Genomic DNA, 12,640 nt, shown 5'->3' with positions numbered 1-12,640 from the left:
CCAGGTGACGCGGCCGCACGGGCCGTGTGACCGGCTGCTTCTCTGTACAAAACGGCTCACTACCTTCCGCTCGACCGGATGCCCAACGTTCTCGCCATGAGCTTCGAGGGGGAACTCGCCCCCTCCTTCGATCTTCGTTGTCTGAGTCCCCAGCGCCAACCGCCCGATGGATGGGGCATCGGCTACTACCCGGGTGGCGATCTCGCGGCAGAGGTGCTCAAGGAAGCAGCGCCCCCGCCTGGCTCTATCCGCAGCGAGCTGGTGAAGGCCTGGGAGCACCTGGCCTCCTCGCTGTTCGTGCTCCACATCCGCACGGCGATCTGGGGGCAGATCTCTCCGGGCAACACCCAGCCGTTCCGGCGCTCCTGGGGCGGGCGCGACTGGCTGATGGCGCACTCGGGCAGCCTGGCCCACCGCATCGAGGCCAACACCCCGCAGCGCTTCGAGCCCATCGGCTCGACGGACTCCGAGCTCATCTTCTGCCAGCTCATGTCGATGATCTCCGACAAGGGGTGGCGCAGCCTGGGGGACGTCGATCTGGAGGCCCTGCGGTCCTTCTTCGCCGAGACCAACGAGCACGGCTCGCTCACCACCATCCTCACGGATGGACACGACATGTGCGTCTATGCGGATCGCGATCCAGCGCACGAGCTGTACATCTGGACGCTGCAGCCGCCGCACGACAGCCTCGTCTTCGGTGATGGCGACATCCTGGTGGATCTCACCAAGCGCGGCCTCAAGAGCCGCAAGGGCGTCCTCGTCTGCTCCAACCCGCTCCAGCCCGAGCAGAACGCCCAGGTGGACTGGAAGCGGCTCGCGCCGGGGACGCTCCTGCGCATCCGCCAGGGCACGGTCACCGCGGAGGTGAAGCCGCCCGAGCCCCAGCTCCAGGTACAGGTACCCGCGCAGGTCCAGCCCATTCCGCAGCAGGTGCCCGACACGCAGTCCGCGGCTCCGGCGCCCGTGGCTCCCGGGGAGGCGCCTTCGCAGCCCTTCTTCACCGCCAGGCAACGGGACTTGCGGCTGCCCTCGAAGGCGGAGGTGCAGCGCTTCTCCGTGGTGCACCGCACCGTCTACCGCTACCAGAACCCCATCGAGCGAAGCACCCACCTGTTCCGGCTGCGGCCGATGCACGACGAGCTGCAGGCGGTGATTGGGCATCAGCTCCACCTGTCCGTGGACGGGAAGCGCCGGGACTACGAGGACGTGTTCGGCAACCGGGCCACGCGGGTGCACCTCGAGAGGCCCTACACGGAGCTGGCCATCGAGGCGCGCTCCACGGTGGAGCTCTACGACACGGATCCGCTCCAGTTCCGGGCGCCCAAGGAGCGCAGCACCATTCCGCTCGTGTGGATGCCCTGGCAGCAGCAGGTGCTACAGCCGTACCTGCTGCCCCAGGAGCTGCCCGAGACGCAGCTGGTGGAGCTCACCGAGTACGCGATGAGCTTCGTGAAGCGGAACGACTACGACTTGCTGGACACGCTGCTCGACATCAACGCGTCCATCTTCCGCGAGTACGAGTACCGGCAGGGCTCGACGACGATCTACACGACGCCGTTCGACGTGTACGTGAACCGGCGCGGCGTCTGCCAGGACTTCACCAACCTGTTCATCTGCATGGCGCGGCTGCTGGGCGTGCCGGCGCGCTACACGTGCGGCTACATCTACTGTGGTCCCCAGAATCCGAACCAACGGCAGGCGGAGGCCTCCCACGCGTGGCTGCAGCTCTACCTGCCCGAGGTGGGCTGGCGGGGCTTTGATCCGACCAACGGCATCCTGACGCAGACCTCGCACGTCCGCGTCGCAGTGGGGCGCGGCTACGGAGATGCCACGCCCACCTCGGGGACCATCTTCGTGGGAGGCGGACCGGAGACGCTGGAGGTGGATGTGAGGGTGGATCGGATCGCCTGATCGGCGGAGGTGACTATCCGCCACTGGACGCATGGGTTTCTGGCTGTGCACTACCCCACGTGCTCACGCTGGGGGTGGGGAGCCAGGCGGCCCGGTAATGCGTATTAGTCAGACTACCCAGACCCCCCTGACCACCCCTCTCTGGGCAGGAGACTCCCATGAAGAACGCTCCGATGGCGGAAGCTCACTCCCCCCTTGCCTGGGTGGAGGTGAAGCAACGAGCCCGGTGTTGGCTCACGTTGCTGTGCGTGTGTGCGAGCGCTTCAGGCTGTGATCCCTCGGAGCCGCCCGCGGAGCCGCTGCCGTTGGACAGCCAGGCCCAGGAACTCAACTCCTTCAATGGCTTGTCGGCCAACGGGCTGTCGGCCAACGGGCTGTCCCTCAACGGGTTGCCCCTCAACGGGCTGTCCGTGGGCGGGTTCTCCAGCTCAGCGTTCATCCAGTGGTTCAGCCAGGATCCGGCGGCCGCCGACATGCTGATGACCTATGTGGTCCGCTGCGCCGTGCCCACGGGGCAGACCCGCACGTACCGCCACCAGGGAGGGAGGACGTATGCGTGGACAGGAGGACTGGGACTGGCGCCGGACTGGGCCAGCGGCAGCGCGATCAACTACAACGAGCAGCAGCTCATCACGGCCTGCCTGTTGGCGCACGTCAACCGGTACGGAAGGAACGTGAACATCTCCGTCCTGGGCTGGAACGCCTGGGGCAACGCCATTCCCTATACCTTCGGGGAGCTGACGTCCTACCCGGTTCGGGAGGCCTGCTTCTTCGGGAACCTCTTCGTGCCCAACAGCCTGTTCTTCGGCGTCGACCGGCCCGTCAACAACGAGGGCGAGTACCTCACCCGGGCGTGCGGCGCGCTGGGCTCTGGCTCGAACTCATCCAACCAGTGTGCCCCGCTGCGATTCGTCGGCCGGTGCTCGAATGTCTGCGTGCTCGGGCTCGAGCCCTGGTTCTATTCAAACTGCACCTATGGTGGTGTGAGCTACCGTCCGCTCACGATCCGGATGAGGCAGGCGGACTTCGACCAGCTCTTCGACGCCCCGGGCAACTGAGCGCAACACCGAAGGAGCCCTTGTGGCCGCACGAAAGACGCAAGCGAAGAAGGCTTCGGCCAAGAAAGCTCCGGCCAAGAAGACCAAGGCTTCCGCTCCGAAGAAGAGCGGACCGGAAGAGGTGGCCGAGTACCTGAAGCAGCTGGAGCACCCGCTGAAGGCCGAGATCGAAGCCGTGCGGGAGCTCATCCTGGGAGCGAACCGGAAGATCGCTGAGCGCGTGAAGTGGAACGCGCCGAGTTTCTACTACCAGCAGGACCTCGCGGCCTTTCATCTGCGCCCGAGGGACTGCGTGCACGTCGTCTTCGTCTTCCCGCAGGGTACGATGCCGGCGGATCGGTTCGGCTTCCTCGAGGGTGACTACAAGGACCGGCGCATGGCCCGGTTCCGCAGCATGGCCGAGATCCAGGAGCACAAGGCTGGACTCGTGAAGCTCGTGAACCACTGGGTCCGAGCCATCGACCAGCTGTCTGCTGCGTAGCCGCCAGGTGAGGCCACCCACGTCATGGGCGGCCTCAGCCCTGCTCAGTTCAGCTCAGCGCCGCGACGAAGTCCTTCATCCGGCTCAGGCCCTTCTGGATCACCTCGCGCGAGGTGGCGAAGCTCAGGCGCAGGTAGCCCTCCGCCCCGAACGGCGCCCCGGGCATCACCGCCACCCGGAAGTCATCCAGCAGCGCCTCGGAGATCCGCGACGAGGTGCCCAGCGGCGCGCCCTTGTACTGGCGCTGCAGCAGGCCGCGCACGTCCGGGAACACGTAGAAGGCGCCCTCGGGCGTGCGGCACTTCACTCCGTCCAGCGCGTTCAGCCCCGAGACGATCAGCTCCCGCCGCGCCCGGAACTCGTCCACCATCTTCGTGAGGAACTCCGTGGGCCCCTTCAGCGCCGCCACCCCCGCCTTCTGCGTGATGGAGTTCGGGTTCGACGTCGACTGGTCTTGGATCATCTGCATGCCGGCGATCAGCGGCTTCGGCCCCGCTGCGTACCCCAGGCGCCAGCCCGTCATCGAGTACGCCTTACTCATGCCATTGACCACGACCAGCCGCGGGAACAGCTCCGGCGCCACGTTGGCGATGTTCAGGAACTGCCCCTGGTACAGCAGCTTCTCGTAGATGTCGTCGCTGACGATCAGGCAGTCGTGGTCCTTCACCGCCGCCGCAATCCCCTCCAGCGCCGCGCGCGAGTACACCGCGCCCGTCGGGTTGCTCGGGCTGTTGATGATCACCGCCCGCGTGCGGGGCGTGAGCGCGCGCTTCAGCGCCTCGGGATCCGGCGCGTAGCCGTTCTCCTCCTGCGTCTGCAGGATGACCGGCTTGCCGCCCGCCAGCATCACCATGTCCGGGTAGCTCACCCAGTACGGCGTGAAGATGATGACCTCATCCCCCTCGTTCAGCAGCGCCTGGAAGATGTTGTAGAGCGAGTGCTTGGCCCCCACCGACACCAGCACCTGATCCGGCGCGTACGTCAGCTGGTTGTCCCGCTGCAGCTTGGCGCAGATGGCCTCGCGCAGCTCCGGGATGCCCGCCGTGGGGGTGTACTTGGTGAAGCCCGCCTTCAGGGAGTCGATGGCCGCCTGCTTGATGAACTCGGGGGTGTCGAAGTCCGGCTCGCCCGCGACGAACCCCGCGACGTCCACGCCCTGGGCAGCCAGCGCCTTGGCGCGGGCGTTGAGGGCCAGGGTGGGCGACGGCTTGATGGCTTTGATGCGCTGTGCCAATTGCATGTCCGGGTTGCTACCCCGAGTGACATGCCCCGGACAAGCACTACAGCGACTTCAGGGCTTCCGGGCGAACTTCTCCTTCAGCTTCGCCAGCACCCCGTCCGGCACCATCCCCGTCACATCCCCGCCAAACATGGCCACTTCCCGAACGAGCTGTGACGAAATGTAGAAGTAGTCCTCACCTGTCATCATGAAGACCGTCTCGATGCCGGGGGCCAGCTTGCGGTTCATGTTGGCCAGCTGGAACTCGTACTCGAAGTCCGAGACCGCCCGGAGCCCGCGCAGCAGCACGTTCACCTGGCGCTGCTTGGCGTACTCCACCAACAGGCCCTGGAAGGCGTCCACCTCCACCCGAGGATCCGGGCAGGCCTGGCGGATGAGCGCCCGGCGCTCCTCCAGCGTGAAGAGCGGCGTCTTCTTCGGGTTGACCGCGATGGCCACGATCACCCGATCGAACATCTGGAGGCCGCGCTGGATGAGGCTGAGGTGCCCGTTGGTGAGCGGATCGAAGGAACCTGGATAGATGGCCACCGGCATGGCAATGGAGTCTCAACCCGCCCCACGGGACGGTCAAGGAATGCGGTAGAAGCTCACCAGCGTGTCCCCGAACCGGCGCTGGTCGACTCGGGAAAACCCGGAGTGGGCCTCCGGGGCAGCCTCGCGCTTGTCATGCTCGATGATGAGCATGCCCCCGGGGATGAGCAGCCGGCCCTGCTCCACCTGCTCCAGCACCGACTCCACCACCCGGGCCGCATAGGGCGGGTCCGCGAAGATGAGCTCGAAGCGCTCCCCGCGCTTGGCCAGCGCCTCCACCGCCCGGGCCACCGGCTGGCCCAGGATCTCCACCTGGGTGGAGAACCCCAGCGCGTCCGTGTTCTGCCGGCACAGCGCCAGCGCCTCGCGATCCGAGTCCACCAGCACCGCCCGGCCCGCCCCGCGCGAGAGGGCCTCCAGCGCCAGCGCCCCCGTGCCCGCGTAGAGGTCCAGCACGGACTGCCCCTCCAGCCACTGGCCGAGCACGTTGAAGAGCGTCTCCCGCACCCGATCCGCCGTGGGGCGGATGTGCCGAGAGGTGGACTTGGGCCCTTGGAGCGCTCGGCCCTTCGCACTGCCCGCGACGATCCGCATGTGTCAGTCGCCCCGGTTCTCGGCCAGCCACACCATGGAGCGCCAGCCCGTCCTGGATGCGCCCAGCAGGGAGATCATCTCGGTGGCCTCGGTGAAGGACAGGGCCTCCAGCCGCTCGCGCGCGGAGGTCTCCAACGCCGGGAACTGCTCCTCGAGCAGCCCGAGCAGTTCGCCCGGGGCCATTCCGGCGGCCCCCGCCTTCTGCTCCAGCAAGGTCCGCGCCTCCGCCGGCCACGCGGCCAGCGAGAGCCGCTCGAAGGGCGCGGCGCAGTCCACCTTGCGCACCCCAGCCGCCACGAACGTGGGCAGCGAACGCAGGGAGCGCTCCGTCACCTCCGCCACCGTCACGCTCACACCGAACTTCGTGGCCAGCTCCACCAGGAGGTGCAGCAGCCCCACGTCCAGGTCCTCCTCGCCGAACTCCGCCGCGGGCACCCGGAGGAAGCCCACCGGAATCCCGGCCTTGCGCAGGCCCTCCAGCATGGGGCGCGCCGTGTCCGTCACGCTGGTGCCCTCTCGTGGGCGCGCGGGCAGGGTCAGCTCCATGGGCAGTTCCCGCTCCCGCAGCGGGCCCGCCAGCGAGCGGATCACCTCGACGGCCGAGGCGGCATCCAGCTTGGACACGTCCAGCGAGATGAGGGTGAACCCATCGTCCACCAGGCGGAAGATGGCTTCCTGCTGCACCGCCAAGCCCTCCGGCTTGGGCTTGGCCACGCGTACGGGCCCGGCCTGGAGGAACAGGGGGCGCGCGTGCTCGGAGTCGGCCGCGGAGGTCCTCACGGCGGACAGGAAGCGCTCCGTGGCGCCGCGATCCGCCAGGGGGTGGGAGCACGCCAGCCCCAGCACCGAGTCCTCCGCCCGGGCCGCCGTCAGCAGCCCCGGAATGGCCGCCTTGGCACGCACGGGCACGCATGGCAGGGCTGCCGGAGAGCCCTCCATCGCGCGGAGCAGTTCCATCGGGCTGAGCAGCGGCAGCCGGGACCCAGGTCCCAGCCGGGACACCGCGTTCGCCGGCCGCAACGACAGCACCTTGTCCAGCACACTCATGGGCCGCCGAGGATGGTCCGACTCTCCGGCCCACGCAAGACAACTCCTCACGGAGCGTCGTCTCCCGGCCGCCGCGCAGGCCCCTCAGTGCACCTCGCCCAAGTGGGCGTACGTCTCGCTCTCGATCTGGATGGTCGTGTGATCGATGCCATACCGATCGAACAGCTCGTGCTTCACCGCCGAGAGGATCTCGTCGTTGTTGCAGGCCAGGGCGTTGGCCACCACCAGGTGCACCGACAGTGCGTAGAGCCCGCTGGAGATGGTCCACACGTGCAGATCGTGCACCGCCGTCACGCCCTGCACCCGCATCAACAGATTCTTCACGGCCTCCATGTCCACGTGGGCGGGCACGGCCTCCAGCAACACGTCCACCGCGTCGCGCACCAGGCGGATGGCGCCCACGACGATCACCACCGAGATGAGGGCGGAGATGAGGGAGTCCACCACGTACCAGCCCGTCAGGGCCATGATCCCCGCGCCCAGGAGCACGCCCACGCTGGACAGCGCATCCCCCAGCACGTGCAGGAACGCCCCACGCACGTTGAGCGAGTGCGTCCGGTGCAGGAAGCCCAGCGCGGCCAGGTTGGCCACCAAGCCCACCAGGGCCACCACCGCCATGGGCCCCAGGTTCACCGGCGCCGGAGAGCGGAAGCGCTCCCAGGCCTCCAAGAGGATCACCACCGTAATCCCCAGCAGCAGCACGCCGTTGAGCAGCGCGCTGAGGATCTCCATCCGGTAGTAGCCGTACGTCTTCTTGAGGTTGGCCGGCTTGCCGGAGAACCACAGCGCCAGCAGGCTCAGTGCCAGCGCGGATACGTCCGTCAGCATGTGGCCGGCGTCGGACATCAACGCCAGCGAGTTCGTCAGGAAGCCGCCCACCGCCTCGGCCAGCGCGATGGTGGCCGTGAGGATCAGCGCGAAGATCAGCCGATTCCGATCCTTGCGCCGCTCATCGGCCAGGTTGGTCGGCCTCCGAGGGGGCCCACCAGGCCCATGGCCGTGGCCATGTCCATGATCGTGCCCGTGGCCATGGCCGTGATCGTGCCCATGGTCATGGCCGTGCCCATGGCTCGCGCTGTGGGCTCGCCTCGATCCACGCTCTGTATGCGCCGATGTAGTCACGGGAGAACCCTGAGACAGCGACCTTGGCTCAGTATATGAGCATCGGCTGAAAATCGGACACCGGGATGTGTCGAGCTGTCCTGCCCCGGGACATGGGCGCGAGGAGTGGGGATGGAATTCGAGAAGTACCAGAACCTGCACACCATCATCATGCTCAAGGAGGTCATCCGCAAGTGGTGGCAAGCGGAGCTGGCCTTCGCGGACAAGCATGGCGTGGTGCAGGAGTGGCAGCGCGGGGACATCGTCCCTCCGAATAACGACTTCTGCCGGCTGTCGCTCCTCTCCAAGGAGGGCGGGCGGCGCTGCGGCCAGTCCGTACGGGTGCTTCATGAGAAGTTCAAGAGCAGCAAGCGCCTGCGGCGAGCGCTCACGCACGACTGCCACCTGAACTTCACCATCATCGGCGCACCGCTCTATATCGATAACGAGTACGAGGGCATGCTCTTCATCGAGGGCTTTGCCCGGCAGGCGCCCGGCCCTCGCGAGGCGGAGGTGCTCAAGTCGCAGATCCGCGAGCTGACGGTGGTGGACACGGATCTGGATCGCGCCGTGGCGCGGGTGCCCGTCATGGACACCTCGGAGCTGGGCAAGCTGGCGGATCTGCTCGAGTTCGCGGTGAACGAGATCGCCAGCTACGAGGCGGAGCTGACGCGCAAGGATGAGACGATCCACACGCTCTCCAACGAGCTGTCGGATCGCTACCGGTTCGAGAAGATCATCGGGCGCTCCACGGCGATGATGGAGGTGTTCAAGCTGATGGAGAAGGTGGCCAACTCGGACTCCACCGTGCTCATCAACGGCGAGTCCGGCACCGGCAAGGAGCTGGTGGCGCGCGCCATCCACCACAACGGGCCTCGCAAGGACAAGCCGTTCGTGGTGCAGAACTGCTCGGCCTTCAACGACAACCTGCTGGAGAGCGCGCTGTTCGGGCACACGCGGGGCTCGTTCACCGGCGCGCTGCGGGACAAGAAGGGCCTGTTCGAGGTGGCCGACGGCGGCACCTTCTTCCTGGACGAGGTGGGCGACATGTCCTCGGCGCTCCAGGTGAAGCTGCTGCGCGTGCTGCAGGAGGGCACGTTCATCCCCGTGGGCGGCAACCACTCCAAGGAGGTGGACGTGCGCGTCATCGCCGCCACCCACAAGGACATGGGCGAGCTGGTGAAGAAGGGCGAGTTCCGCGAGGACCTCTACTACCGCATCAACGTCATCCGCCTGCACCTGCCGCCCCTGCGCGAGCGCCGCGAGGATCTGGCCATCCTCATCGATCACTTCCTGCGCAAGCACCACCGGGACAACCAGCGCACCCGCGGGCTGTCCCCGGAGGCGCTCTCCATCCTCCACGCCTACGGCTGGCCAGGGAACATCCGCGAGCTGGAGAACGAGATTGAGCGGCTGCTGGTGCTCGGGGGCGATCTGGACCAGATCCCCGCGGATCTGATCTCCAGCCGCATCCGGGACGCGGTGGTTCCTGGGGGCGCCACGCTGATGTCGCCCATGAAGACGACGGGCAAGCTGAACGAGGCGGTGGAGGCGCTGGAGCGCGAGATGATTCAGCGCGGGCTGGTGCGCACCCAGTACAACAAGAGCCGGCTGGCCCGGGAGCTGGGCATCAGCCGCTCGAACCTCATCCTGAAGATTGCCAAGTACAGCCTGGACAAGGGGCCGGATACGGGCGACGAGGCGGAAGACTGAGCCATGAGCCACTACTTCCGGCAGGACTACCTCCAGGTGCCCGACGGGGCCGGGCTGTACTTCCAGGTGCTCGGCGACGGCGAGCCCGGCATGGTGCTGTGCGATGGGCTGGGCTGTGACGGGTTCGCGTGGAAGTACCTCACGCCCTACCTGGCCCGGGACCACCGGGTGCTGCGCTGGCACTACCGGGGGCATGGCCGCTCGGGGATTCCGCAGGATCGCTCCCGCTTCGGCATGCTCTACACCTGCGAGGACCTCGACCGGGTGATGGACGCGGCCGCGGTAAAGCAAGGGGTCATCTTCGGACACTCCATCGGTGTGCAGGTGGCGCTGGAGTTCCACCGCCGCTACGCGCACCGCGTCCGGGGGCTGGTGCTCATCTGCGGCAGCTACGGCAACCCGCTCGACACCTTCCACGACTCCACGTACCTCAAGCGCGTCTTCCCCCTCATCCGGCACCTCGTGGAGAAGTACCCCGAGCGGGCAGGCAAGCTGGTGCACTCGCTGCTGAGCACGGAGTTGGCCATGCAGGTGGCCCTCACGGTGGAGGTGAACCGGGATCTGCTGTCCCGCGAGGACTTCGCCCCCTACTTCGAGCACCTGGCCAAGATGGACCCGGTGGTCTTCGTCCGGACGCTGGACTCCATGGCGAACCACACGGCGTGGGACCATCTGCCCCACGTGGACGTACCCACGCTCATCATCGCGGGCGAGAAGGACAAGTTCACCCCGGCCCGGCTCTCCCGGAAGATGGCCGAGCGCATCCCCGGCGCCGAGCTGATGCTGGTGCCGCTGGGGACCCACACCGCTCCCCTGGAGTACAAGGAGCTGGTCGAGCTCCGCGTCGAGCGCTTCCTGCGCGACCGGCTGGGCATCCACCTCGCTCCGCCGCCGCCCCGCCTCCCCTCAGGGGAAGGCACTCCGCCCCGGTAAGCAGCCCAGCAGTTCCGCTCGGAGCGGATACGAGGGGCACAAAGCGACCGGCGTTCATTGCGGACGAGGGGGCTGCGGCATATAAGCCCCCGCCTCGTGCGTTCCGGTGGGATTCAGGGTGAACCTGTTCCACTGAATGCCCTGCCCTTCAGCTTCGAGTCTTTGTCCGTATGATTGCTCGCGAAAATATCCGTAACGTCGCCATCGTCGCCCACGTTGACCATGGCAAGACCACCCTCGTCGATCACATGCTCCGCCAGGCGGGCATCTTCCGCAGCAACGAAGCCGTCGTTGAGCGGGTGATGGACTCCAACGACCTCGAGCGCGAGAAGGGCATCACCATCCTCGCGAAGAACACGGCCGTTACCTACAAGGGAACCCAGATCAACATCATCGACACGCCGGGCCACGCGGACTTCGGCGGCGAGGTGGAGCGCGGCCTGCGCCTGGTGGATGGCGTCATCCTCCTGGTGGACGCCGCCGAGGGCCCCCTGCCCCAGACGCGCTTCGTGCTCAGCAAGGCGCTGGCCATGGGCCTGAAGACGGTGCTGGTCATCAACAAGATCGACCGGCAGGACGCTCGGGCCAAGGAAGTGCTGGACCACGTGTACTCGCTCTACATCGATCTGGGCGCGGACGACACGCAGCTCGAGATGCCGGTGCTCTACACGATCGCCCGCCAGGGTCAGGCCTCCACGCAGCTGGAGGTGCCGGGCAAGACGCTGGAGCCGCTGTTCGCGGCGATCCTGAGCCACATCCCTCCCCCGCCCCAGAGCGAGCAGACGGTGCCGCAGCTGCTGGTGGCCAACCTGGACTACGACGACTACGTGGGCCGCCTCGCGGTGGGCCGCATCCTGGCCGGCAAGCTGACGCCGAACATGCCTGTGTCCGTGGTGCGTGAGGGTGGCAAGATCGAGAAGGGCAAGATCGTCAAGCTGTACGGCTTCCAGGGCCTGAAGCGCACGGAGATTCAGGACGCCGGCCCGGGAGAGATCGTCTCCATCGCGGGCATCGAGGACATCTCGATCGGCGACACCATCTCCGATCCGGAGAACCCGGTGGCCCTGCCCCGCATCACCGTGGAAGAGCCCACGATGATGATGATCTTCCGGGTGAACGACGGGCCTCTGGCGGGCAAGGAGGGCAAGTACGTCACCTCCCGCAACCTGCGCGAGCGCCTGTACCGCGAGTCCTACCGCAACGTGGCCATCCGCGTGGAGGACACGGCGACGCCGGACGCGTTCCGGGTGGTGGGGCGTGGCGAGCTCCAGCTGGCGGTCATCATCGAGACGATGCGCCGCGAGGGCTACGAGCTGACGGCCTCGAACCCGGAGCCGCTGACGAAGACGATCGAGGGACAGGTCCACGAGCCCATGGAGCTGCTGGTGTGCGACGTGCCCGAGAACAGCGTAGGCGCGGTGACCGAGCGGCTGGGGCCTCGCAAGGGGCGCATGGTGGACATGACGCAGCTGGGCTCCGGCCGCACGCGGTTGCAGTTCCGGATTCCGGCGCGCGGCCTGATTGGGTTCCGCTCGGAGTTCCTCACCATTACGCGCGGTGAGGGCATCATGAGCAGCCAGTTCGACGGGTACGAGCCGTGGTTCGGCTACATCCCGAAGCGGAGCAACGGCGCGATGGTGTCCGACCGCCTGGGCGAGACGGTGCCGTACGCGCTGTTCAGCATCCAGGAGCGCGGGGCGCTGTTCGTGGGCGCGGGCGTGACGGTGTACGAGGGGATGATCATCGGCGAGCACGCCCACCCCTCGGAGCTGAACGTCAACTGCTGCCGCGAGAAGAAGCTGACCAACATCCGCGCCGCGGGCCGGGATGAGAACGTCATCCTCACGCCGCCTCGCGAGATGGGGCTGGAGAAGGCGCTGGAGTGGATCGCGGACGACGAGTTGGTGGAGGTGACGCCCAAGTCGGTGCGCCTGCGCAAGAAGTCGCTCGCGTTCGGAGAGCGCTACCGCGCCGAGCGTGACCGCAAGCGCGAGGAGCGCGAAGAGGCGTAACCGCGGTACCGGGGCGCCG

Annotated in this window: 11 protein-coding genes; 6 read left to right on the top strand and 5 right to left on the bottom strand. The window is 67.3% G+C overall.

Annotated elements, in window-relative coordinates:
• The first annotated feature begins 78 nt into the window (after positions 1 to 78).
• From DB31_RS07160 to DB31_RS49890, 3 genes are all read left to right on the top strand, one after another.
• Entirely contained in the window at positions 79 to 1,911 is a 1,833-nt protein-coding gene (locus DB31_RS07160; RefSeq protein WP_044184402.1) for a class II glutamine amidotransferase, read from the top strand.
• Between the two features lie 158 nt (positions 1,912 to 2,069).
• On the top strand, positions 2,070 to 2,969 hold the full coding sequence (locus DB31_RS07155; RefSeq protein WP_052419781.1) for a hypothetical protein: 900 nt from the start codon (positions 2,070 to 2,072) through the stop codon (positions 2,967 to 2,969).
• A 22-nt stretch (positions 2,970 to 2,991) separates the two neighbouring features.
• Positions 2,992 to 3,450: a DUF1801 domain-containing protein gene (locus DB31_RS49890; RefSeq protein WP_052419780.1), complete on the top strand. Its 459-nt coding sequence runs from the start codon at positions 2,992 to 2,994 to the stop codon at positions 3,448 to 3,450.
• Between the two features lie 49 nt (positions 3,451 to 3,499).
• On the opposite strand, the gene DB31_RS07145 is transcribed toward DB31_RS49890, so the two are convergent.
• From DB31_RS07145 to DB31_RS07125, 5 genes are all read right to left on the bottom strand, one after another.
• Positions 3,500 to 4,690, bottom strand: coding sequence for a pyridoxal phosphate-dependent aminotransferase (locus DB31_RS07145; RefSeq protein ID WP_044184399.1), 1,191 nt, complete (start codon positions 4,688 to 4,690; stop codon positions 3,500 to 3,502).
• Positions 4,691 to 4,741: 51 nt separating this feature from the next.
• Entirely contained in the window at positions 4,742 to 5,224 is a 483-nt protein-coding gene (coaD, locus tag DB31_RS07140) for a pantetheine-phosphate adenylyltransferase (RefSeq protein ID WP_044184396.1), read from the bottom strand.
• Between the two features lie 33 nt (positions 5,225 to 5,257).
• Positions 5,258 to 5,815, bottom strand: a complete 558-nt coding sequence (gene rsmD, locus DB31_RS07135) for a 16S rRNA (guanine(966)-N(2))-methyltransferase RsmD (protein ID WP_044184393.1) — start codon at positions 5,813 to 5,815, stop codon at positions 5,258 to 5,260.
• Between the two features lie 3 nt (positions 5,816 to 5,818).
• Positions 5,819 to 6,862, bottom strand: a complete 1,044-nt coding sequence (locus tag DB31_RS07130) for a hypothetical protein (protein WP_044184390.1) — start codon at positions 6,860 to 6,862, stop codon at positions 5,819 to 5,821.
• Positions 6,863 to 6,946: 84 nt separating this feature from the next.
• Positions 6,947 to 7,984, bottom strand: a complete 1,038-nt coding sequence (locus tag DB31_RS07125; RefSeq protein ID WP_044184387.1) for a cation diffusion facilitator family transporter — start codon at positions 7,982 to 7,984, stop codon at positions 6,947 to 6,949.
• 111 nt (positions 7,985 to 8,095) lie between these two features.
• Here DB31_RS07125 and DB31_RS07120 point away from each other — a divergent pair, with 111 nt between their 5' ends.
• From DB31_RS07120 to typA, 3 genes are all read left to right on the top strand, one after another.
• A complete protein-coding gene (locus DB31_RS07120; protein ID WP_044184383.1) occupies positions 8,096 to 9,676 on the top strand; it encodes a sigma-54-dependent Fis family transcriptional regulator in 1,581 nt (526 codons plus the stop codon).
• Positions 9,677 to 9,679: 3 nt separating this feature from the next.
• Positions 9,680 to 10,609 carry an alpha/beta fold hydrolase gene (locus tag DB31_RS07115; RefSeq protein ID WP_044184379.1) on the top strand — a complete coding sequence of 310 codons (930 nt, stop codon included), beginning with the start codon at positions 9,680 to 9,682 and terminating at the stop codon, positions 10,607 to 10,609.
• A gap of 170 nt (positions 10,610 to 10,779) precedes the next feature.
• Positions 10,780 to 12,621 (top strand): translational GTPase TypA, encoded by a 1,842-nt coding sequence (typA, locus tag DB31_RS07110; RefSeq protein ID WP_044184376.1) that lies wholly within the window; start codon positions 10,780 to 10,782, stop codon positions 12,619 to 12,621.
• Positions 12,622 to 12,640 lie beyond the last annotated feature (19 nt).

Source organism: Hyalangium minutum (assembly GCF_000737315.1).
In the GTDB taxonomy this organism is placed as follows: domain Bacteria; phylum Myxococcota; class Myxococcia; order Myxococcales; family Myxococcaceae; genus Hyalangium; species Hyalangium minutum.
This window is presented reverse-complemented; position numbering and strand designations above follow the sequence as displayed.